The 21532-nt window shown below is 73.9% G+C and carries 20 protein-coding genes, 1 tRNA gene and 1 pseudogene; 16 read left to right on the forward strand and 6 right to left on the reverse strand.

Features of this window, described 5'->3' with window-relative positions; translation table 11 throughout:
* Positions 1–14: 14 nt before the first annotated feature.
* Positions 15–1049: an NAD(P)-dependent alcohol dehydrogenase gene (locus JQN83_RS05060; RefSeq protein WP_208565885.1), complete on the reverse strand. Its 1035-nt coding sequence runs from the start codon at positions 1047–1049 to the stop codon at positions 15–17.
* Positions 1050–1128: 79 nt separating this feature from the next.
* On the opposite strand from JQN83_RS05060, the gene JQN83_RS05065 reads away from it, so the two are divergent.
* Positions 1129–1305, forward strand: coding sequence for a hypothetical protein (locus JQN83_RS05065; protein ID WP_208565886.1), 177 nt, complete (start codon positions 1129–1131; stop codon positions 1303–1305).
* Positions 1306–1373: 68 nt separating this feature from the next.
* Here the strand turns inward: JQN83_RS05065 and JQN83_RS05070 are convergent, their stop codons facing one another.
* Positions 1374–3176, reverse strand: a complete 1803-nt coding sequence (locus JQN83_RS05070) for a bifunctional metallophosphatase/5'-nucleotidase (protein WP_208565887.1) — start codon at positions 3174–3176, stop codon at positions 1374–1376.
* 235 nt (positions 3177–3411) lie between these two features.
* On the opposite strand from JQN83_RS05070, the gene JQN83_RS05075 reads away from it, so the two are divergent.
* Entirely contained in the window at positions 3412–4314 is a 903-nt protein-coding gene (locus JQN83_RS05075) for an SDR family oxidoreductase (RefSeq protein WP_307799021.1), read from the forward strand.
* 77 nt (positions 4315–4391) lie between these two features.
* Here the strand turns inward: JQN83_RS05075 and JQN83_RS05080 are convergent, their stop codons facing one another.
* The gene (locus tag JQN83_RS05080; protein ID WP_208565889.1) at positions 4392–5045 is read right to left on the reverse strand and encodes a nucleotidyl transferase AbiEii/AbiGii toxin family protein; all 654 of its coding nucleotides are present in this window, start codon (positions 5043–5045) and stop codon (positions 4392–4394) included.
* Complete coding sequence (locus JQN83_RS05085) at positions 5042–5374, reverse strand: hypothetical protein (RefSeq protein ID WP_208565890.1); 333 nt, start codon at positions 5372–5374, stop codon at positions 5042–5044. Before JQN83_RS05085 ends, JQN83_RS05080 begins: the two co-directional genes overlap by 4 nt.
* Positions 5375–5771: 397 nt before the next feature.
* Here JQN83_RS05085 and fdh point away from each other — a divergent pair.
* From fdh to JQN83_RS05130, 8 genes and pseudogenes are all read left to right on the forward strand, one after another.
* Positions 5772–9011: pseudogene (gene fdh / locus JQN83_RS05095) on the forward strand (formate dehydrogenase); the annotation flags it as partial.
* 58 nt (positions 9012–9069) lie between these two features.
* The gene (locus JQN83_RS05100) at positions 9070–10161 is read left to right on the forward strand and encodes a 4Fe-4S dicluster domain-containing protein (RefSeq protein ID WP_208565892.1); all 1092 of its coding nucleotides are present in this window, start codon (positions 9070–9072) and stop codon (positions 10159–10161) included.
* A 191-nt stretch (positions 10162–10352) separates the two neighbouring features.
* Positions 10353–11345, forward strand: coding sequence for an NrfD/PsrC family molybdoenzyme membrane anchor subunit (gene nrfD, locus JQN83_RS05105; RefSeq protein ID WP_372443986.1), 993 nt, complete (start codon positions 10353–10355; stop codon positions 11343–11345).
* 45 nt (positions 11346–11390) lie between these two features.
* A tRNA-Sec gene (locus tag JQN83_RS05110) sits at positions 11391–11486 on the forward strand.
* Positions 11487–11508: 22 nt separating this feature from the next.
* Positions 11509–12807 (forward strand): L-seryl-tRNA(Sec) selenium transferase, encoded by a 1299-nt coding sequence (gene selA / locus JQN83_RS05115; protein ID WP_208565893.1) that lies wholly within the window; start codon positions 11509–11511, stop codon positions 12805–12807.
* Position 12808: 1 nt separating this feature from the next.
* Complete coding sequence (gene selB / locus JQN83_RS05120; protein WP_208565894.1) at positions 12809–14569, forward strand: selenocysteine-specific translation elongation factor; 1761 nt, start codon at positions 12809–12811, stop codon at positions 14567–14569.
* Positions 14570–14741: 172 nt separating this feature from the next.
* A complete protein-coding gene (locus JQN83_RS05125) occupies positions 14742–14939 on the forward strand; it encodes a hypothetical protein (protein WP_091240450.1) in 198 nt (65 codons plus the stop codon).
* A 142-nt stretch (positions 14940–15081) separates the two neighbouring features.
* Positions 15082–15258, forward strand: a complete 177-nt coding sequence (locus tag JQN83_RS05130) for an amidophosphoribosyltransferase (RefSeq protein WP_208565895.1) — start codon at positions 15082–15084, stop codon at positions 15256–15258.
* A gap of 87 nt (positions 15259–15345) precedes the next feature.
* Here JQN83_RS05130 and JQN83_RS05135 read toward each other — a convergent pair whose 3' ends face one another.
* Positions 15346–16002 (reverse strand): hypothetical protein, encoded by a 657-nt coding sequence (locus JQN83_RS05135; protein WP_208565896.1) that lies wholly within the window; start codon positions 16000–16002, stop codon positions 15346–15348.
* Between the two features lie 138 nt (positions 16003–16140).
* On the opposite strand from JQN83_RS05135, the gene JQN83_RS05140 reads away from it, so the two are divergent.
* On the forward strand, positions 16141–16341 hold the full coding sequence (locus tag JQN83_RS05140; protein WP_208565897.1) for a hypothetical protein: 201 nt from the start codon (positions 16141–16143) through the stop codon (positions 16339–16341).
* A gap of 182 nt (positions 16342–16523) precedes the next feature.
* Here the strand turns inward: JQN83_RS05140 and JQN83_RS05145 are convergent, their stop codons facing one another.
* Positions 16524–17405: a universal stress protein gene (locus JQN83_RS05145; protein WP_208565898.1), complete on the reverse strand. Its 882-nt coding sequence runs from the start codon at positions 17403–17405 to the stop codon at positions 16524–16526.
* A gap of 250 nt (positions 17406–17655) precedes the next feature.
* On the opposite strand from JQN83_RS05145, the gene JQN83_RS05150 reads away from it, so the two are divergent.
* The 5 genes from JQN83_RS05150 to JQN83_RS05170 all read left to right on the forward strand — a co-directional run bounded on the left by JQN83_RS05150 (position 17656) and on the right by JQN83_RS05170 (position 21530).
* The gene (locus tag JQN83_RS05150; protein WP_208565899.1) at positions 17656–18831 is read left to right on the forward strand and encodes a PP2C family protein-serine/threonine phosphatase; all 1176 of its coding nucleotides are present in this window, start codon (positions 17656–17658) and stop codon (positions 18829–18831) included.
* 47 nt (positions 18832–18878) lie between these two features.
* Complete coding sequence (locus JQN83_RS05155; protein ID WP_208565900.1) at positions 18879–19346, forward strand: MarR family winged helix-turn-helix transcriptional regulator; 468 nt, start codon at positions 18879–18881, stop codon at positions 19344–19346.
* A gap of 275 nt (positions 19347–19621) precedes the next feature.
* Positions 19622–20254, forward strand: a complete 633-nt coding sequence (gene clsA / locus JQN83_RS05160; protein ID WP_208565901.1) for a cardiolipin synthase ClsA — start codon at positions 19622–19624, stop codon at positions 20252–20254.
* A complete protein-coding gene (locus JQN83_RS05165; protein ID WP_208565902.1) occupies positions 20251–21201 on the forward strand; it encodes a DUF881 domain-containing protein in 951 nt (316 codons plus the stop codon). The genes clsA and JQN83_RS05165 overlap by 4 nt, the downstream gene beginning before the upstream one ends.
* On the forward strand, positions 21198–21530 hold the full coding sequence (locus tag JQN83_RS05170; protein ID WP_067311500.1) for a small basic family protein: 333 nt from the start codon (positions 21198–21200) through the stop codon (positions 21528–21530). Before JQN83_RS05165 ends, JQN83_RS05170 begins: the two co-directional genes overlap by 4 nt.
* The last annotated feature ends 2 nt before the right edge of the window (positions 21531–21532 follow it).

Below are 21532 nucleotides of genomic sequence, written 5' to 3' on the forward strand. Positions count from 1 at the left end.
CCCTACGCCGCCGCTCAGGGCACGATCACCGCGCGGCCGTGGATCTCACCCGCGCGTAGCAGGTCGTACGCCTCCGGGGCGCGTTCCAGCGGAAAGGTCTGCACGTCGGCGGTGAGCAGCCCGGCCCGACCCAGGGCGATCACCTCCTGGAGTTCGGCCCGGGTGCCCCAGAACGGGACCTCGACGCTGGTCTCCAACGGCACGGTGGGCGGCTCGTCGGCGACCGGCCGCACCGGCATGGTGCCGCCGCCCAGGCCCACCAGCAGCAGCCGGCCACCGGTGGCCACGACGTCACGGGCGGCGGTGAGGGTGGCGTCCACCCCGACACAGTCGATGACCACGTCCGCGCCGTCGGGTGCCGGGCCGACGAGTTCCCGGATCCGCTCGACGGTGTCCGGGCCGGCCGGTACCACGTGGTGCGCGCCGACCCGGGTGGCCAGGTCGAGGGCGGCGACGTTGCTGTCCACCGCGATGATCCGCACGGCGGTGGTGGCGGCGAGGATCTGCACCGCCATGTGCCCCAGTCCGCCGATGCCGATCACCACGACCGACGTCCCGGGCCGCAGCACCGGCCGGGCCAGCTCGATCGCGTGGTAGGGGGTCAGCCCGGCGTCGGTCAGCGGCGCGGCCTGGGTCAGCTCCAGGTCGCCGACGGGCAGCAGCCGGGAGGCGGGCACCACCACGTGCTCGGCCAGCCCACCGTCACGGCTGAGCCCGATCCCGCCCACCGGCACGGTGCGGCACTGGTTCTCCCGTCCGCGCAGGCAGCCCCGGCAGGTGCCGCAGCCGATGATCCCGTAGACGGCGACCCGCTCCCCGGCGGACCAGCCGGTGACGCCGTCGCCGAGGGTGTCCACGGTGCCGGCGATCTCGTGGCCGAGGGTGATCGGGGTGGGGAAGACGCCCGGCGGTGCGTCGAGGATGTGCAGGTCGGAGTGGCAGGCGCCGACCGCGCCGACGCGTACCAGCACCTCGCCGGGGCCGGGCGTCGGCGTCGGCACCTGCACCTGTTCGAGCACCCCGGGGGCGGTCATCCGTACCGCGCGCATGGTTTCGTCCTCTCGTCGCCGACGGAACCGCCCGCTTACCCCTCCCGCCGGTCTTGATGCCGGGTGCACACTGAGCGTCATGAGCGAACCGTTCACCGACGAGCAGCACGCGTTGCTGCGGCACATGCGCTTCGGCGAGTTGCCGCCGCCGGTCCGACCCGAGGACCGGACGACGTCGACCGAGACCGAGCCGCCCCGCTACCAGCCCGACCCGACCCCCGGCCAGTACGAGCGGGACCTGCGTTCGGGCGGCTGAACGGCGCGACGGGTCCCGGGGTGGCACCCCGGGACCCGTCGGGTGTGGCAGCCGCCGGCCGGGGTGGCTCAGAACACCGGCACGCCGGCGCGGACCAGCCGCCAGTTCGGCACGAAGAAGTCAGCCGGGTCGATGGTGCCCCGGGCCTGCGCCCAGTCGATGAGCAGCTGACGGATCTCCTGCTGCGCGTTGTAGACCTGGGTCTTCACGATGCCGGGGAAGTTCCCGCCGCCGCTGCGCCGGTAGTTGTTCACCGCGACGACGAACTGCGCGTCGGCGGCGACCGGGGTGTCGGTGCCGGGCAGCACCAGCCGGGTGATCCGCTGACCGACCGGCCGGGAGACGTCGACGTCGTAGTCCAGCCCGGAGATCACGTCGTAGTTGTAGTCCGGCACGGCCGGGTCGCTGATCGTCGCCGGGTCGACCGGTGCGCCGACCGGCAGCGTGGTGAAGTACTTCGCCGAGAACTCCAGGTACGCCTTCACCTCGGCGCCGGTGAGCACCACCGCCTCCAGGGTGTTGTCGTAGACGTACAGCCCGGCGACGTCACGGATGCGCACGTCACCCTGCGGGAAGACGGCGGTGCGGCTGAACGGCGCGGCGATCGACAGCACCGGCAGCGCCGCGTACGGGCCACCGGTGAGCGCGGCGGTGACCACCTCGGCCTGGACGTGGTTGATGAAGTCCAGGATCGGGGTGTCCCGGTAGCGTGACTCGGCGGCGGACAGTTCCTGGGTGGACCGGGCGACCACCGTGTTGACGTAGCCGACCGTCTTGGCGTGCTGGCCCCGTACGGCGGCGAGCACCTTGGGGTCCTCGACCACGGTGTTGGTGTTGAGCATGGTGGCGCCCTTGCCGACGACCTTCCAGCGGCCCCGCTCCCGGGTCAGGGTGAAGTCCATCCGGGTCAGCCGCTGGCCCCATTTGGAGGGTTCGGCGGTGAGCACCTGCGCCCCGGTGGCGGTGTTCGTGACGAACTTCTCCACCACCTCGTTGTGGGCGTGGCCGAACAGGATCGCGTCGATGCCGGGGACCTGCTGGGCGATCAGCGCCACCGGGTTCTCGTTGGGCAGCTCCGGGCCGTAGCTGGAGGTGCCGCTGTCGCCACCGTGGGCGGAGACGATGACCAGGTCGGCACCCCGCTGCCGCATGACCGGCACCCACTTCGCGGCGGTCTCCACCATGCCCGGGAAGACCAGTTTGCCCTCCACGTTGCCCTTGTCCCAGATGGCCACGCCGGGGTTGGTCAGGCCGAGGATGCCCACGGTCAGCGTCGGCGTCCCGGGCCCACCGGGCCGGACCCGCTTGAGCACGAACGGACGGAACGCCGGCTTGCCGGTGCGGGCGTTCACCGCGTTCGCGGCCAGCGCCGGGAAGCCCAGCTGGTCGATCCAGGTCGCCAGTAGCGGCAGCCCGTAGTTGAACTCGTGGTTGCCCAGCGTCACGGCGTCGTACCGCAGGATGTTCATCGCGCGGGCCATCGGGTGCGTCGCGCCGGTGACGGTGATCGGCTCCTGCTTGGCGTAGTACGTGGCCAGCGGGGTGCCCTGGATGGTGTCGCCGGCGTCGAGGACCAGGGTGGCCCGGCCCCGACGCTCGGCGCGGATCTGGTTGACCAGGGTGGCGAGCTTGGCGATGCCGACGTCGTTGTGCTTGCTGTCGTCGAACTCGGCGTCGCGGTAGTAGTCCCAGTTGTAGACGTTGCCGTGGGTGTCCGAGGTGCCCAGGACGGTCAGGTCCCAGGTCTTCGCACCCTGCGGGCCCTGCCGCTGGGCCGCCTGGGCGGGCCCGCCGGCGATCAGCGGGGCGGTCGCCGCGGCGGCGGCGACGGCCAGCACCTGGCGGCGCGACGCGCCGGAGGAGGAGGTCATGAAAAATGCCCTTCCATCGGGGGTGGACGCGCCTCGTGGGGCGCCGCTGCGCACCATAACGAGCAGCCGTCGCTCCCGCCACAGTGGTCGGGGGTGTTTCACCACACCGACCCCACCGGCCATCTCCCTGTCACATCCGGTTCCACCGTCGGGCCCGGCTGTTGTTTCCGGCGTACCCGTCGGGGTAGGTCAGCCAGGGACCCAGAACGGACCAAAGCAGGCAGGGAGCGACACGGTGAGCCAGGACCAGTACACCCCGCAGGACCCCACCGAGCAGTACGGCCACCAGGACGGCCAGCCGGCCCAGCAGCAGTCGGCCCCCGGCCGGACCGACCGGATGGGCCCGACGCCCGACCACGGGGAGACGTCGTACCGGGGCAGCGACCGGTTGACGGGCAAGCGGGCCCTGATCACCGGCGGCGACTCGGGTATCGGTCGGGCGGTGGCGATCGCCTTCGCCCGGGAGGGCGCCGACGTCGTCATCTCCTACCTCGACGAGGAGGAGGACGCCGACGCCCGGGAGACGGTGCGGCTGATCGAGGAGGCCGGCCGGCGGGGCGTGGCGGTGCGCACCGACCTGACCGACGAGCAGCACTGCCGCGACCTGGTCGACCGGACCGTCACCGACCTCGGCGGGTTGGACATCCTGGTCAACAACGCGGCCTACCAGATGGCCCAGGACGACGGCATCACGTCGATCAGCACCGGGCAGTTCGACCGGGTGATGAAGACCAACCTGTACGCCATGTTCTGGCTCTGCCGCAGCGCCGTGCCGCACCTGAAGGAGGGCGCGACGATCATCAACACCACCTCGATCCAGGCGTTCGACCCGTCGCCGCCGCTGCTGGACTACGCCACCACCAAGGCGGGCATCGCGAACTTCACCAAGGGTCTCGCGGCGCAGCTCGCCGACCGGGGCATCCGGGTCAACGCGGTCGCCCCGGGCCCGATCTGGACGCCGCTGATCCCGGCGACCATGCCGCCTGCGAAGGTGGAGAAGTTCGGCACCGACACCCCGCTGGGCCGGGCCGGGCAACCCGCCGAGTTGGCCCCGGCGTACGTCTTCTTCGCCTCCCAGGAGTCCAGCTACGTCACCGGGGAGATCCTCGGCGTCACCGGCGGTCGTTTCACCAGGTGAGCGGCCCACCCGCGCGCACCCGGCCCGGCCTGCCGACCGCCGGCCCGCGCCCCGTGGCACGGGCCGGCGGCGGACGCTCAGCGGGGCCAGCCGGCCATCCGGCGGCGGACCTGCGCGATCTGCGCCGGGTCCAGGCCGTAGCGGGCGAGCCGACGGTCCGGCAGCCGGTCCAGGTAGCGGCCGGCGGCCCGGACGTCCTCGTCGACCAGCGCCGGGTCCACCTGCCGGGCCAGCGCCAGCAGCTCGTCGACCGGGTACTGCGCCAGCGCGGCGGCGACGTCGATGTAGTCGCGGGCCTCCCGGCGGTTGACCAGGGCGGCGGTCTTGTTGGCGATCAGGTCGCGGAGGTCCATCACCGGGCCGAGGTCCATCACCACCGGTGAGCGGTACCGGTCGAGCCGGGCCAGGCTGAGCCGGATCCGCCGGTCGTCCCGGCCGACGACGAAGTCCCGGATGTCCCGGTCGAAGCCCTCGAACAGGTCACCGAGGTCGCTGTCCGGGTCGGCCGGCGCGACGGTGTACCCGGCCTGTTCCAGCGCGGCGCACACCTCCGCCGCCGCGGCGGCGGCCGCCCCCTCCACGTCGGCGAACAGGTCGACGTCCTCGGTGGGCCGGGTGACCAGACCGTGCGCCGCCCAGGCCACCCCGCCGCCGAGCACGAACCGGTGCGGCCCGGCCGCGGTGAGCGCGACCCGGGCGACCTCCCGGTAGAAGTCGTGCAGGTGGGTCACGCGGCCCGCAGGCCCCGGTGTCGGCTCTCCCAGGCCGCCCGTACCCCCCGGGGCAGGTTGAGCCGCCGCCACACCCGGCGCAGGGTGCGCCCGTCGATCAGTGCCCGCAGGTCGTCGGCGCGGGTGGTCTCCCGCAGCACGTTCTCGTACAACCAGAGCAGATCGTCCGGTTCGGCCAGGTCGAAGGTGCGTTCGCTGCTCCACATCAACCGGACCGGCAGCTCCACCACCCCGCCGGTGGGGCCGGTCAGCTCCGCCAGGGTGCGCGCCACCACCACCGGTCGGCCCGGCCGGGCCAGGTGGGGGGCGGTCGCCAGGGTGGCCTGCATGGTGTCAGGGTAACGCCGGTTCGACCAGCTCAGGTACGCGGCTTTCGACGAACCGCCGCTGCCGGTGCCCGTGCCCGCCCTCCCGGCCGGGCGCGACGGGCGCGCGGAAGGGCCCGGCGGGGTAAGCTGGCGGGCAGGAGCGTCGGTGTGTCCAGTGTCCCCGGGCCTCACCTGAATTGCCGTCGCGGAGTTCCGTTCGGCTGGAGCCGCGTTGCGCCACGCGCCGAGAGGCGACATGCACATCGGCGCTCCGCCATCGCGATACGGCGCTGCCCCCGACCGGACCGGTCGGGGGCAGCGCCGTATCGGTGCGTGGAGATCCCCGCACCGGGTCGCATCCTCCGCCGCGCTGGCCTATGTTCAGAGGGTCGGTTCATGCCGGGGAGGGAGGAGCGCAGTGGGTCTGCGTACCTTCGTCGCGGGCTGGCCGGTCTACCGCCAGCTCACCGGCACCGACCCGTTCGGCCGGGGCCCGGCGGCGCAGTCGGACCGCTCCGCCGGGCTGACCGCCCGCACCGAGACCGCCGACCGGGTGGCCCGCTCGGTCTGCCCGTACTGCGCGGTCGGCTGCGGGCAGCGGGTGTACGTCACCGACGGTCAGGTCACCCAGATCGAGGGCGACCCGGGCAGCCCCATCTCCCGGGGGCGGCTCTGCCCGAAGGGCTCGGCCAGCAGGAGCCTGGTCACCAGCCCGCTGCGGCAGACCACCGTCCGCTACCGGCGACCGTATTCCACCGAGTGGGAGGACCTCGACCTCGACACCGCGCTCGACATGATCACCGACCGGATCCTCGCCGCCCGCGAGCAGACCTGGGAGGACGTCGACAGCGACGGCCGGCCGTTGCACCGCACGCTGGGCATCTCCAGCCTGGGTGGGGCGACGCTGGACAACGAGGAGAACTACCTCATCAAGAAGCTGTTCACCGCGATGGGGGCGCTCCAGATCGAGAACCAGGCCCGCATTTGACACTCCGCCACCGTCCCCGGTCTGGGGGCCAGCTTCGGTCGCGGTGGCGCGACGGACTTCCAACAGGACCTCGCCAACGCTGACGTCATCGTCATCCAGGGCTCGAACATGGCCGAGGCCCATCCGGTGGGCTTCCAGTGGGTCATGGAGGCCAAACGGCGCGGCGCGAAGGTCTTCCACGTCGATCCCCGGTTCACCCGCACCAGCGCGGTCGCCGACACCTACCTGCCGATCCGGGCGGGCACCGACATCGCCCTGCTCGGTGGCGTGGTGCGCTACATCCTGGACAACGAGCTGGACTTCCGGGAGTACGTGCTGGCGTACACGAACGCGGCGACGATCGTCAGCGAGCAGTTCGCCGACACCGAGGACGGCGACGGCCTGTTCTCCGGCTACGACCCGAACACCGACAGCTACGTGCAGACCAGCTGGCAGTACGCCGGGCACGAGCAGGACTCCGGCAGCGGGCACACCGCCAAGGAGCGCGACGGCGCGGCGGGCCTGATCCACGAGTCGCACGGCGCGCAGGTGCACGGGCAGGCCGAGCGGGACGAGACCCTCCAGCATCCGCGTTGCGTCTACCAGATCCTGCGCCGGCACTTCGCCCGCTACACCCCGGAGATGGTCGAGCGGGTCTGCGGCATCCCCCGGGAGAAGTTCCTGGAGCTGGCGCGGGCCTGGGCGGAGAACTCGGGCCGGGACCGCACCGGCGCACTGGTCTACTCGGTGGGCTGGACCCAGCACAGCGTCGGTGTGCAGTACATCCGCACCGGGGCGATCATCCAGTTGCTGCTGGGCAACATGGGCCGGCCGGGCGGCGGCATCCTGGCGTTGCGCGGGCACGCCAGCATCCAGGGCTCCACGGACATCCCGACGCTGTTCAACCTGCTGCCCGGTTACCTGCCGATGCCGCACCACGCCGACCACCCGACCTTCGACGACTGGGTGGACAGCATCCGCCACCCCGGGCAGAAGGGTTTCTGGGGCGACGCGCGGGCGTACGCGGCGAGCCTGCTCAAGGCGTACTGGGGGGACGCGGCGACGCCGGAGAACGACTTCTGCTACGACCACCTGCCCCGGATGACCGGCGACCACGGCACCTACCAGCAGGTGCTCAACATGATCGACGGCAAGATCAAGGGGTACTTCCTGCTCGGCCAGAACCCGGCTGTCGGCTCGGCGCACGGGCGGGCGCAGCGGCTCGGCATGGCCAACCTGGACTGGCTGGTGGTCCGCGACCTGTTCATGATCGAGAGCGCCACGTTCTGGAAGAACGGCCCCGAGGTGGCCACCGGCGAGATCGTCCCGACCGAGTGCCGCACCGAGGTGTTCTTCCTGCCGGCCGCGTCGCACGTGGAGAAGGAGGGGACCTTCACCCAGACCCAGCGGCTGTTGCAGTGGCGGGAGAAGGCCGTCGAGCCACCGGGTGACGCCCGCTCCGAGCTGTGGTTCTTCTACCACCTGGGGCGGCGGCTGCGGGAGCGGCTGGCCGGTTCCCCCCACCGCCGCGACCGCGCCCTGCTCGACCTGGCCTGGGACTACCCCACCCACGGCCCGCACGACGAGCCGAGCGCCGAGGCGGTGCTGCGCGAGATCAACGGGTACGACGTGTCCACCGGCCGTCCACTGTCCTCGTTCACCGAGGCGAAGGACGACGGCAGCACCGCCGTGGGCTGCTGGATCTACTCCGGCGTCTACGCCGACGGGGTCAACCAGGCCGCCCGCCGCCGGTCCCGGCACGAACAGGACTGGGTCGCCGCCGAGTGGGGCTGGGCGTGGCCGGCGAACCGGCGCATCCTCTACAACCGGGCGTCGGCCGACCCGCAGGGCCGCCCGTGGAGCGAGCGCAAGAAGTACGTCTGGTGGGACCCGCAGGCCGGCGAGTGGACCGGTCACGACGTGCCGGACTTCGAGCGGACGAAACCGCCGACGTACCGGCCGCCGCAGGGTGCGTCCGGCCCGGCGGCGCTGGCCGGCGACGATCCGTTCATCATGCAGGCCGACGGCAAGGGCTGGCTGTACGCGCCGAGCGGGGTGCTCGACGGTCCGCTGCCGACGCACTACGAGCCGGCGGAGTCACCGATGCGCAACCCGCTCTACGGCCAGCAGGCCAACCCGACCCGCAAGGTGTACGCCCACCCGGTGAACTCGGTGAACCCGAGCCCACCGCAGGAACACAGCCAGGTCTTCCCGTACGTGTTCACGGTCAGCCGGCTCACCGAGCACCACACCGCCGGGGCGATGAGCCGTACGGTGCGTCCACTGGCGGAGCTGCAACCGGAGATGTTCGTGGAGGTGTCCCCGGAGTTGGCCGCCGAGACGGGGCTGACCCACCTCGGCTGGGCGCACCTGATCAGCGGCCGGGCGGTGATCGAGGCGAAGGTGCTGGTCACCGACCGGCTCACCCCGTTGCGGGTGGACGGTCGGATCATCCACCAGCTCTGGCTGCCGTACCACTTCGGCTACGAGGGGCTGGTCACCGGCGACTCGGCCAACGACCTGTTCGGCATCACCCTGGACCCGAACGTGCTCATCCAGGAGAGCAAGGTCGGCACCTGCGACGTCCGGCCGGGCCGGCGACCGACCGGCCCGGTGTTGCGGGACCTGGTCGAGGACTACCGTCGACGGGCCGGGATCGTGCCCGGGGAACGCCCGCCGACGGTGACGACCCCGGTGCTGCGGCCGGCGGGTCGCAGCGACGACGGGCCACGGGAGAAGGGCGCCGACCATGCCTGACGGCAGCAGCCTCTACGGCCCGCTCGATCCGGCCCCGGACGCGGGCTGGACGGCTGCCGGCCCCCGGATGGGGTTCTTCACCGACACCAGCGTCTGCATCGGCTGCAAGGCGTGCGAGGTGGCCTGCAAGGAGTGGAACGCCGTCCCCGAGTCCGGCTTCGACCTGCTCGGCATGTCGTACGACAACACCGGCGCGTTGACCGCGAACTCCTGGCGGCACGTGGCCTTCGTCGAGCAGCCGGTGCCGGCCGGGCACCGCACCGCCCCGTTCGCCGGGAACCCGACCGGTGCTTCGGCCGGCGCGACGTCGGCGGCGGTCGCCGCCGGCACGACCGGCACCAGCGGCACCGAACCGGGCGTACCCCCGGGCGACGCCGACGCCGCCGCCCGGATGGCCACCGCGCCGGGCGGCACCGTCGGTGCGTCGGCGGGTGACGCCGCCGGTACGGGCACCCGGTTTCTCGGCATGCCCGGGGCCGCGCCACCCGGCCGGCACACCGGTGTGGAGACCCGCACCGACTTCCGCTGGCTGATGATGTCGGACGTCTGCAAGCACTGCACCCACGCCGCCTGCCTGGACGTCTGCCCAACCGGGTCGCTGTTCCGCACCGAGTTCGGCACGGTGGTGGTGCAGGAGGACATCTGCAACGGCTGCGGTTACTGCATCTCCGCCTGCCCCTACGGGGTGATCGACCAGCGTAGGGGCGACGGCCGGGCGTGGAAGTGCACGCTGTGCTACGACCGGCTCGGCGCGGGGATGACCCCGGCCTGTGCCCAGGCCTGCCCGACCGAGTCCATCCAGTACGGCCCCCTCGACGAGCTGCGGGAGCGGGCCGCGCAGCGGGTCGCCACCCTGCACGACCGGGGCGTGCCGGAAGCCCGGCTGTACGGTCACGACCCGACCGACGGCGTCGGTGGTGACGGCGCGTTCTTCCTGCTCCTCGACGAGCCCGAGGTGTACGGCCTGCCCCCGGACCCGGTGGTCACCACTCGGGACCTGCCCCGGATGTGGCGGCGGGCGGGGCTCGCCGCGTTGGCCATGACGGCGGCGGCCGTCGCCGCGTTCGTCGGAGGGTCGTCGTGACCGGGGGCCGGATTCCGGTGGGGGAGCGGTTCCGGGGCTTCCGCGCCCGGCTCGCCGCCGACGGTGTGTTCCGGCCGCAGCGCTCCTCGGTACGGCTCGGCCACGGCCCGAAGGTCGGTGCCGGACCGGCCGAGGGTGCGCCCCCGGCCGGTGCCCCGGGTTCGGCCGACGCGCCGGTGCCGCCCCGGGACGTGCCGTCGGTGGCGCGGCGGCGTGGCCGGGGTGGGCGCGGCGGCGAGGAGCTGCGCGTCCCGGAGGCGGAGTTCACCTCCTACTACGGCCGGCCGATCCTCAAGGCCCCGGTGTGGCGGTGGGACATCGCCGCTTACCTGTTCACCGGTGGGCTGGCCGCCGGGTCGTCGCTGCTGGCCGCCGGGGGGCAGCTCACCGGCCGGCCGGCGTTGCGGCGGGCCGGCCGGGTCACCGCGTTGGGTGCGGTCACCGCCAGCGCGTACTTCCTGGTCAACGACCTGGGCCGGCCGGCCCGGTTCCACCACATGCTGCGGGTGGCGAAACCGACCTCGCCGATGTCGGTGGGCACCTGGATCCTCACCGCGTACGGCCCGGCCGCCGGGCTCGCCGCCGTCGCCGAGGCCGCACCGCTGCTGCCGGGGCGTGGCGTGTTCTCCCCGGTCCGTCGACTGCTGCCGCCGGCCGGGCAGGTCGCCGGGCTGGCCGCCGCCGCCGTCGCGCCCGCGCTGGCCACGTACACCGGGGTGCTGCTGGCCGGGACGGCGGTGCCGTCCTGGCATGAGGCGTACCCGGAGCTGCCGACCATCTTCGCGGGCAGCGCGCTGGCCAGCGGCGCCGGTGTGGGGTTGCTCGCCGCGCCCTGCGCCCAGGCCGGGCCGGCCCGCCGGATGGCGGTGGCCGGGGCCGCCCTGGAACTGTGGGGTGCGCACTCGGTGGAAACCCGGCTGGGCCTGCTCAGTGAGCCCTACCGGCTGGGTAGGGCGGGTCGCCTGCTGCGCGCGGGTCGCCTGCTCACCGCCGCCGGGGTGGTCGGGGCGCTGGCCGGCCGGCGCAGCCGGGTGGTGTCCGCGTTGTCCGGCACCGCGCTGCTGGCCGCTTCGGTGGCCACCCGGTTCGGCATCTTCCACGGCGGGGTGGCCTCGGCGCGGGACCCGAAGTACACGGTCCTGCCGCAGCGGGAACGGATCCGTCGCCGGTCGGAGCAGGTCTGACACCTCACCGCGCCGTCAGGGTGGTGCTGTGGTTGACTCGGGGGCGGAGGCGTTCAGGCGGCTGGTGCCCCTCCCAGCCTTCAAAGCTGGTGTGGTCCGGGATCCGGGCCAGGCGGGTTCGATTCCCGTCCGTCTCCGCCAACCACCGGGGGAGCTGACAGGCATGGGCGAGGCGGCGGTCGATCCGCGACGGCGGGTGCCGCGTACCGACGTGCTGTTGGCCGATCCGGCGGTGGCCGCCGCGGTGGCCACCCTCGGCCGGGCCCGGGTGAAGGCCGCCGTCGCCCGCGCCCAGCAGCGGGTCCGGCACGGTGAGATCACCCCCGACGAGGTACGCGACGCCGTCCTCTCCGACCTGCCCGCCCCCGGGCCCCGGGCGGTGCTCAACGCCACCGGGGTGGTGCTGCACACCAACCTCGGGCGGGCCCCGCTGTCCCCGGCCGCCGTCGACGCGCTGGTCGCCGCCGCCGGCTGCACCGACGTGGAACTGGACCTCGGCACCGGTCGGCGGGCCCGCCGGGGCCGCGACACGTTGGCCGCGCTGGCCGCCGCGGTGCCCGACGCCGCCGCCGTGCACGTGGTCAACAACGGCGCGGCGGCCCTGGTGCTCGCCGCGACCGCGTTGGCCGCCGGCCGGGAGATCGTGGTCAGCCGGGGTGAACTGGTGGAGATCGGCGACGGGTTCCGCCTGCCCGACCTGCTGGCCAGCACCGGCGCCCGCCTGCGCGAGGTCGGTACGACCAACCGCACCACCCGCGACGACTACGCCCGTGCGGTCGGTCCGGACACGGGTTTCGTGCTCAAGGTGCACCCGTCCAACTTCGTCGTCACCGGGTTCACCTCGGCCGTCGGCGTCGGTGACCTGGCCACCCTCGGGGTGCCGGTGGTGGCCGACATCGGTTCCGGTCTGCTCACCGCCGACCCGCTGCTGCCCGCCGAGCCGGACGCCGCGGGCACCCTGCGCGCCGGGGCGCACCTGGTCACCGCCAGCGGCGACAAGCTCCTCGGTGGCCCGCAGGCCGGGCTGCTGCTCGGCGACGCCGACCTGGTCGACCGGTTGCGCCGGCACCCGCTGGCCCGGGCGCTGCGGGTGGACAAGCTGACCCTCGCCGCGTTGGCGGCCACCCTGCACGGGCCGACCACCCCGACCCGGGCCGCCCTGCACGCCGACCCGGCCGTGCTGCGGGACCGCTGCGAACGGCTGCGCGACGCCCTCGGCGCCGAGGGACACAAGGCCGAGGTGGTGCCCAGCGTCGCCGTCGTCGGTGGCGGCGGCGCCCCGGGCGTCGAGCTGGACTCGTGGGCGCTGAGCCTGCCCGAGCGGTACGCCGTCGCCCTGCGGCAGGGTGACCCGCCGGTGCTGGGCCGGGTGGTCCGGGGCCGGCTGCTGCTGGACCTGCGCTGCGTACCCGCCGACGCCGACGACACGGTGCGCGACGTGGTGCTGCGGGTGGCCGACTGAGATGCACGTCGTCGCGACCGCCGGGCACGTCGACCACGGCAAGTCCACCCTGGTCCGGGCGTTGACCGGGATGGAACCGGACCGGTGGGCCGAGGAACGCCGCCGGGGGATGACCATCGACCTCGGCTTCGCCTGGACCGCCCTGCCCACCGGTGACACGGTCGCGTTCGTCGACGTGCCCGGGCACGAACGGTTCGTGCCGAACATGCTCGCCGGGGTGGGGCCGGTGCCGGCGGCGCTGGTGGTGGTCGCCGCCGACGAGGGCTGGATGCCGCAGTCGGCCGAGCACCTGGCCGCCCTGCACGCCCTCGGGGTGTCCCACGGGCTGCTGGTGGTGACCCGGGCGGACCTGGCCGACCCGGGGCCGGCGGCGGCGCAGGCCCGTGCGCGGCTCGCCGCGACGTCGCTGGGCGCGGTCGAGTCGGTGGCGGTCAGCGCCGTCACCGGTGTCGGCCTGCCCGAGCTGCGCGCCGCCCTGGGCCGGTTGGTGGCCCGGCTGCCCCCGCCGCGCACCGACGGGCCGGTGCGGCTGTGGATCGACCGGGCGTTCACCATCCGGGGCAGCGGCACGGTGGTCACCGGCACCCTCGGCGGTGGTGAGCTGCACGTCGGTGACCAGGTGGCGCTCGCCACCACCGGCGAACCGGTCCGGGTCCGGGGCCTGCACCGGCTCGGGACGGCCGCGTCTCGGGTCGCCGCGGTGGCCCGGGTGGCGGTCAACCTGCGCGGGGTGCCCCGGGACCGGCTCGGCCGGGGCGACGCCCTGCTCACCCCCGGTGAGTTCCACCGGACCGACCTGCTCGACGTGCGGTTGGCCGGCGACCCGGTAGGTGACCTGCCGGTCACGCTGACCCTGCACGTCGGGTCGGCGGCCGTGCCGGCGCGGGTCCGTCCGCTCGGTGCGGACACCGTGCGGTTGCGGCTGGCCCGTCCGTTGCCGCTGCTGATCGGGGACCGGGCGTTGCTGCGCGATCCGGGACGGCACCACGTCTGCGGTGGCGTGACCGTGCTGGACGTGGCACCGCCACCGTTGAGCCGACGCGGTGCCGCCGCCGCCCGCGCGACCGTCCTCACCGACCTGGACGGGCAGCCCGACCTGGCGGGGGAGCTGCGCCGCCGCCGGCTCGTCCGGGCCGGTGAGCTGACCCGGATGGGAGTCACCGGCGCAGTCGCCCCGGTCGCCGGGGACTGGCTGGCCGACCCCGGGCACTGGCGGTGGCTGGGCGGACGACTGGTCGAGGAGGTGACCGCCTGGGTGGCCGCGCACCCGTTGGAGGCGGGCGCCCCGGTGGAGGCGCTGCGGCAGCGCCTCGGCCTACCCGACCGGGCCCTGGTGGAGGCGTTGGTCCGGCCGCCGTTGACGCTGCGGGCCGGCCGGATCGGCACCGGGGCGTCCGGCGGCCTACCCGAGCCGGTGGCCCGCGCGGTCGACCGGGTCCGCAGCGAGTACGCCACCCACCCGTTCCGCGCGCCGCAGGCCGACCGGCTGGCCGCGCTGGGCCTCGGCCCCCGGGAGGTCGGTGCGGCCGTACGGGCCGGTGCGTTGCTGCGGCTGGCGGACAACGTGGTGCTGCTGCCCGACGCGGCCGACGAGGCGGTGCGGGTCCTCGCCCGGCTGCCGCAGCCGTTCACCCTCAGCGCCGCCCGGCAGGCCCTGGACACCACCCGTCGGGTGGCGGTGCCGCTGCTGGAGCTGCTGGACCGCCGTGGGGTGACCCGCCGGTTGCCTGACGACGCCCGCGAGGTGACCGGGACGGGGTGACCGGCGGGCCGGGCCCGCCGGCAGCCGGCGGTGTTCCCCGTCGACACCGGTGCCGGGGCGGTGGCCCTGCCCCGACGGTGGGGCTGAACCTGCCCCCGCCGGCCGGCCGGAGGGACCGGGCACACCGGCGAACCGCCCTCCGGGTGGCTCCGGGTCGCCTACCGTGACGCCCATGGACCCTTCGGCGGTCTGGCGGGACCGGAACCATCGCTGGCGGATCGAGGCGTACCGGGCCCCGGACCTGCGGTTCGCCATCTTCGCCACCAACGGCCCCACCGAGAGTGCGCCGCTGTGGTTGTTCGGCATGGCCGCGTTGGCCCGCTGGTTGATGACCCACGCCATCTCCCTGGACGACCTGGAGACCGACTGACCGGGCGGACCCATCCCGCCCCGGCGGTCGGCGCGGTGGACCCGCCCGGTCCGTCGGCGTCGCCCGGAAGAGGGAACCGGGTCCGATCGCCCGGCCCGGCGGGGCGGGTGCTCGTACCGTGCGGGGCGTGAAGGACCGAGGAATGCGGACGTTTCTGGCGGTGGTCGCCGGCCTCGCGGTGATCTACTTCGGGGTGACCGGGCGGAGCTCCACCGAGGACGGCGGTGGGGTCTCCGGCGGGGTGGTGCTGTTGGCCCTGCTCGCCGCCGTGCTGGTGTGGTACCTGACCAAGCCGGCGGGCAACAAACCGGTCGACTGACCGCTGCCCCGGTGGGCACCGTGCGCCACCCGGCTCGTCCAGCACGATCAACGTCGGCGGCGACGGGATCGCGGCGGGGGCGACCGGTCAGCGGGTCGCGGCGGCGGTGCGGGTCACCTCACCGGCCGACTCCTCCCCGAGGGCCACCCGGACCAGCGCCGACGCCAGCCGGCCGAAGTCCGGTTCGGCGACCAGCCCGGCCAACCCGTGCGGGTCGGCCGGTAGGCCGAGTCGTTTCGCGCCGGCCAGGGTGCGCCGGTCGGCGTACGGACGCACGTCCGGCCAGACCGTCTGCGCCTCCCGCAGGAAGATGTCCGCCCCGGTCGGGCCGATGCCGGGGAACTCGGTCAGCCGCCGTCGCAGCGCCGCCGGTTCGCCCCCGGCCTCCCGGTGCATCCGCCGCAGGTCACCGTGCCAGCGGTCCAGGCACAGGCGGGCCGCGGTGCCGAGCATCGTGGCGGTCCGCTCGTCGTAGCGGCGGTAGTGGCCGCGACCCAACGCGTCCACCCGGTCCTGCCATGGTGCCGCCTCCATCGCCTGCGGGGTGCGCCAGCCGGCGGCGAACAGTTCCCGGGCGGCGGCCACCGCCACCTGGGCCCGGATCCGGGTGCTCAGCAACGTGGTGAGCACCAGCAGTTGGTAGAGCGGGCCGGGCCGGTCGGCAAGCGCGATGCCGGCCTCCTCGGCGTAGGTGCGGCTCTGCCGGTCCAGCAGCGTCCGGGCCAGCCGTCGATCGTCCCCCATCACCCGGTACTACCCGTCCTGCCGCAGCTCACCCCCGGCCCCCGGGGTCGACCTGCCGGGGCCCGCATGCGGGCCCCGGTGGCGGGTAACCGCTGCCGGGCGCGGAACACCGTGCCCCCACCCGGGAAGGAGACACCCGTGACGAACGTGCAGCAGCCTGAGATGCGCCGCAACGGGAACAACCCGACCGTGCAGGACAGCGCGGGGCCTCCCGCGACCGGACACCCCGCCAACCGGGGCACCTCGCGCGGTGACCGGGGCCGCCCGACACCCCGTGGCCAGGCGTCCCCGTACGGTCCGGGCGCGCAGACCGCCGACGACGACAGCGACCGGGGCTGACCACCCCGACGGCGGGGCCCGTGCGGGTGCCGGCGTGCTGCCGTCACCGGGCCCGGTTCCACCCGGCCGGGCCGGGCCCGGTGCGTTGCGGAAGAGCCGTGATCGGATCGCCGTTCCTGTGGCGTGTCGTCCACGTTCCGGAGTCTGGTCACGCGCCGGGTCGGGTGTGCCCGGCGGTGCCGTCAGGTCGGGGTGCGGACCACGGCGACCGGGCAGGCGCTGTGGTGCAGCACCCGGTGGCTGACCGAGCCGAGCAGCAGGCCGCCCAGCTCGCCGTGACCCCGACCGCCGACCACCACCAGCTGTGCCCGGCGGGACGCCTCGGTGAGCGCGGCGACCGGCCGGGCGTGTACGGGCTCCCGGTCGACGGGCACGTCGGGGTGTCGTTCGGCGAGCCCGACGAGGCACCCGGCGAGCACGTCGTCCTCCTCGTCGCGCAGCCGGGACTCGTCGTACACCAGGGGTTGGATGTCGCCGGGGCGGGTGGAGGCCGGGTGGGTGTAGGCGTGCAGGGCCCGCAGTCGGACGCCCCGGGCGGACGCCTGCGCGGCGGCGAAGTCCACGGCCGCGCGGGAGGCCGGCGAGCCGTCGACCCCCACGACCACCGGGCCGTCGGGGTGTTCCTCGCCCCGGGCGACCAGGACCGGACAGTCGGCGTGCGTGGCGACCTGGATCGCCACCGAACCGACCAGCAGCGCGGTGAATCCGCCGAGGCCCCGGTCACCCAGCACGATGACCGCCGCGCCGGGTGTCTCGCCGAGCAGCACCGCCGAGGCCTCACCGTCGATGATCTCTCCGGTCACCCGGACGCCGGGCTGCGCCGTGCGGGCTTCGGCCACGGCCGCCTCCACCAGGTTCTGTGCCTGCTGACGCAACCCGCCGCCGGGTGGGTTGCCGGCGAGCGGGTCGATCGGCACCCGCAGCAGCGGCCAGATGAAGCCGTGCACCACCCGCAGTGGCCGGTGCCCCCGCACCGCCTCGGTCGCGGCCAGCCGGACGGCGCGCAGCGCCGACTCCGAGCCGTCCACGCCCACCACGACCGCCGCGCCGTTCGCCGAGTTCACCCCGCACACCTCCCGCCCGCGTCAGTATCACGGCCGGGCGGGGGTCGGTGGGGCGGAAACCGCCGACCCCGACCCGGCCGGTACGGCCGTCGGCGTCGGTCGGGTCGGGTCGGGTCGGGTCGAAGGAGGGTGTCGTCGGTTGCGGTGCGGCGGTGCGGGGGGCGGTCCCAGCCGTGGTGACCCCGGTCGGAACGGGGTCGATCGCTCCGTATGATGCTTGCCCTGTAGCAAGAATCTCGGAGGGACGATCATGTCGGATGCGCTCGCAGCGATGTCGCGTGCGCTACGTGAGGCTCCACCCGACCAGGTGGTGGAGGCCGTCGACCGGGCCCTCCGGTCCGCCCTCGACGCGGTGCGGGTCGACGTGTTCCTGGCCGACTACCGGATCAGCGGGCTGTGGTCGGTGCTCGACCCGGAGCTGTCCGCCGGGTCCCTCAGCGGCCAGGGCGCGGCGCAACGCTGCTTCAGCGGCCAGCGACCGGTGCTCGACCCGCACGACGGTGGGCCCTTGCGGGTGTGGGCGCCGCTGACCGCGTGGGGGGAACGCCTGGGGGTGTTCCTGGTCGAGCTGGCCGGTGGTCCGGACCACCCGACCGTGGACCTGATCGCCGACCTGGCCGTCGACCTGGCCACCACGTTGCGGGCCGCCGACCGGGAGACCGACCGCTACCGGCGTACGCGGCGTCGGGAGCGGCTGAGCATGGCCGCCGAGATGCAGTGGGAGCTGTTGCCTGGGCGCAGCGTCACCAACGAGGCGTTCCTGCTGGCCGGGCAGCTCGAACCGGCGTACTCGGTGGGTGGCGACCACTTCGACTGGTCGGTCGACCCGGGGCGGCTCACCCTCACCGTCCTCAACGGGGCCGGGACCGGGTTGGCCGCCGCGATGCTCACCGCGCTCACGGTCAACGCCATCCGCAACGCGAGACGCTCGGGCGGTGGTCTGGTGGAGCAGGCCGAACTGGCCTCGGACACCCTGTTCTACCAGCATCGCGGGCAGCGGCACGTGGCGACGTTGCTGCTGTCGGTGGACACCGCCACCGGTCGCGCGCGGGCGGTCGACGCCGGTTCGCCGCGGGTGCTGCGGCTGCGGGGGAGCACCATCGAACGGATCGCCCTGGAGCCGCAGCTGCCGTTGGGGATGTTCGCCGAGACCCGCTACACGGTCCAGGAGTTCGACCTGCTGCCCGGTGACCGGCTCTTCGTGGTCAGCGACGGCGTGTACGACGCGCAGCCGGGCGGCCAGGAGGCATACGGTGAGCGGGCCATGGCCCGGTCGATGCGGTCGACGCGGCTGCAACCGGCGACGGAGGCGGTCGGTACGGTGATGCGCGAGCTGTTCGCATATCATGCCGACACTGATCTCCGTGACGACGCCGTCGTGGTGTGCCTGGACTGGTGCGGTCCGGGCGGGTGGCGCGCTCGGTGATCGGTCGTCAGCGACACACGACAGCGGAGAATCGCAGGGGACAGCGGGTGGATCGACCTCCGGATCTTGCTGCGGCGATCGATGCCGCGGCCGAGGCGCTCGTCGGTGTGCTCGACTCGGCCACCTCCCGCCACCAGGTGGCGGTCCCGCCGACCCAGCTGCGGGTGTTGGCGTTGATCAGGGAGCGGCCGGAGACGAACGTCAACGGGTTGGCCGAGCTGCTGGACGTGGTGCCGTCGTCGGCCAGTCGCCTCTGTGACCGGCTGGAGGCCACCGGCCTGCTGCGGCGCACCCCGGACCCCCGGGACCGGCGGGAGGTGCGGCTGGTCCTGACCGCCGCGGCGGTCACCCTGTTGGCCGAGGTCCGGGAGCGCCGGCACCGGGCGGTGCAGGCGGTGCTGGACCGGATGCCGGCGCGGGCCCAGCACGAACTGCTGTTGGCGCTGGTGGCCTTCGGCCAGGCGGCCGCCTCGGGCACGCCGCCCCAGACCGACACGGCCGTGCGTACCGCCTGAGACCGGACCGCGTTCCCCTATTATCCTAGGATGCCCTAGCGGTGGTGACGCAGCACACGACAAACCGCGTCGCCGACGGCGAACACGTCGTACCGAAAGGCCACAACGAGCCCGATATAGTGGCTGCCGGCCCGGGGTGTCGACCGCCGCGGGCCGCATCAGGGGGAGGTCCCGGCCGGGATCACCGAGACGCCGGCACCCGCCGGCCCGGTAGCGCACGACTGATCGCGGCGCCCGTGCGGGGCGCCGCGGATCGTGCTGCGGAGGGAGGTTCGGTGTCACGTCGGCCGGCTCGGGCAGAGCATCCGGGTGCACCGGGTGGGGCAGACCGGGTGATGACCCTGCCGAACCTGATCAGCTTCGTCCGGTTGCTCGGCGTACCCCTGTTCCTGTGGCTGTTCCTGGTCGTGGAGGCGGACGTCGCGGCGGTCGTGGTGCTCGCCCTCGGCGGCACCTCCGACTGGGTGGACGGGTGGATCGCGCGCCGGCTCGGGCAGGTCAGCCGGCTGGGCGAGCTGCTCGACCCGCTCGCCGACCGGCTCTACATCCTCGCCACCCTGCTCGCCTTCACCGCCCGCGAGGTGGTGCCGTGGCAGTTCACCGCGGCGCTGCTGGCCCGGGAGCTGCTGCTGCTCGGCTCACTGGCGGTGCTGCGCCGCTACGGCTACGGTCCGCCGCCGGTGCACTACGTCGGCAAGACCGCCACCTTCCTGCTGCTGGCCGCCTTCCCGCTGCTGCTCGTCGCGTCGGTGACCACGTCGGTGACGGCGACGACCGTCGGGGCGATCGGCTGGGGGGCGGCCTGGTGGGGGCTGGTGCTGTACTGGGTGGCCGGGGCGATGTACGTGATGCAGGCGACCCAGCTGGTCCGGTCGGCACGGTCGGGTCCCGGGGGAGCTGCCGCGTGAGCGCGCCACAGGACGGGTCGAAGCCCCCGGTCCGGTTGTTCACCCCGGACTTCCTCACCGAGCTGTTCCAGAATCCGTTGGATCCGGGCTACGCCGACGCGGCGGCCCGTCGACGGGCCGCGCCGCCGACGGCCGGTTGGCGGGGTGGCTCGGCGCGGGTGCTGGCGATCGTGGTGGTCGTCGCGGTGGGTTTCCTGTTCGCGGTGGCCTACCGGGAGACGATGGCCGACGAGCCGAGTCGCAGTCAGGCGCGGGCCGCGTTGATCGCGCAGATCAAGCAGCGGGAGGCGGAGACCGACGCGATGACCGTGCGGGCGGCGCGGTTGCGGGAGGAGGTCGGTCGGCAGCGCGACGCGGCGTTGAGTGGTTCGCAGGCGGCCCGGTTGCGCAACCTGGAGGCCGGGACCGGTCTCGGTCGGGTGCGTGGTGACGGGGTGGTGGTGCGGTTGGCCGACGCCCCCTCGAAGGACGACGGGGCGGTGGGCGGTGACTCGGGGGCCGGACCGTCCCGGGTGATCTACTCGGATCTGCAGAAGGTCGCCAACGATCTGTGGGCCGCGGGCGCGGAGGCGATCGCGATCAACGGTCAGCGGTTGACGGCGACGTCGACGATCCGGTCGGCGGGCGCGGCGATCCTGGTGGACTTCCGTCCGGTGACCAGCCCGTACGAGGTTTCGGCGATCGGGCCGAAGGCGTTGCGGGACCGGTTCGACGACAGCCGTTCGGCGTATCTGATGCGTCGGGTGGCCCGGGACACGGGGTTGTCGTTCGAGGTGCGCCGGGCGGACGACCTCACGCTGCCGGCCGCTCCGGAGCCGCGGCTACGCTACGCGCGGCCGTCGGTGAGTCCGAGTCCGTCGTCGACGGGTTCGGGTGCTGTTCGTTCGTCCGGTGCCGGGTCGTCCGGTCCGGGTTCGTCTTCCCGCCCTTCCGGAGGTGTCCGATGATCGCGGTGCTGGCGTTGCTCGCCGGTGTGGTGCTGGGGATCTATCTTGATCCGACGGTGCCTGCGGCGTTGCAGCCGTACCTGCCGATCGCGGTGGTGGCCGCGCTCGACGCCGTGTTCGGTGGGGTGCGGGCGAAGTTGGACCGGATCTTCGACGACAAGCAGTTCGTGGTGTCGTTCATCTCGAACGTGCTGGTGGCCGGGTTGATCGTGTATCTGGGTGACCAGTTGGGGGTGGGGGGTCAGTTGTCCACGGGTGTGGTGGTCGTGTTGGGGGTGCGGATCTTCGGCAATGTGGCGGCGATCCGCCGGCACCTGTTCCGGGCGTAGGT

It is taken from the genome of Micromonospora antibiotica (genome assembly GCF_017599305.1).
GTDB lineage: Bacteria > Actinomycetota > Actinomycetes > Mycobacteriales > Micromonosporaceae > Micromonospora > Micromonospora antibiotica.

Coding starts and splice junctions, on each gene's coding strand:
- JQN83_RS05060 (WP_208565885.1), bottom strand. CDS start 1,049: ATGCGCGCGGTACGGATGACCGCCCCCGGGGTGCTCGAACAGGTGCAG.
- JQN83_RS05065 (WP_208565886.1), top strand. CDS start 1,129: ATGAGCGAACCGTTCACCGACGAGCAGCACGCGTTGCTGCGGCACATG.
- JQN83_RS05070 (WP_208565887.1), bottom strand. CDS start 3,176: ATGACCTCCTCCTCCGGCGCGTCGCGCCGCCAGGTGCTGGCCGTCGCC.
- JQN83_RS05085 (WP_208565890.1), bottom strand. CDS start 5,374: ATGCAGGCCACCCTGGCGACCGCCCCCCACCTGGCCCGGCCGGGCCGA.
- JQN83_RS05100 (WP_208565892.1), top strand. CDS start 9,070: ATGCCTGACGGCAGCAGCCTCTACGGCCCGCTCGATCCGGCCCCGGAC.
- selA (WP_208565893.1), top strand. CDS start 11,509: ATGGGCGAGGCGGCGGTCGATCCGCGACGGCGGGTGCCGCGTACCGAC.
- selB (WP_208565894.1), top strand. CDS start 12,809: ATGCACGTCGTCGCGACCGCCGGGCACGTCGACCACGGCAAGTCCACC.
- JQN83_RS05125 (WP_091240450.1), top strand. CDS start 14,742: ATGGACCCTTCGGCGGTCTGGCGGGACCGGAACCATCGCTGGCGGATC.
- JQN83_RS05130 (WP_208565895.1), top strand. CDS start 15,082: ATGCGGACGTTTCTGGCGGTGGTCGCCGGCCTCGCGGTGATCTACTTC.
- JQN83_RS05135 (WP_208565896.1), bottom strand. CDS start 16,002: ATGGGGGACGATCGACGGCTGGCCCGGACGCTGCTGGACCGGCAGAGC.
- JQN83_RS05150 (WP_208565899.1), top strand. CDS start 17,656: ATGTCGGATGCGCTCGCAGCGATGTCGCGTGCGCTACGTGAGGCTCCA.
- JQN83_RS05170 (WP_067311500.1), top strand. CDS start 21,198: ATGATCGCGGTGCTGGCGTTGCTCGCCGGTGTGGTGCTGGGGATCTAT.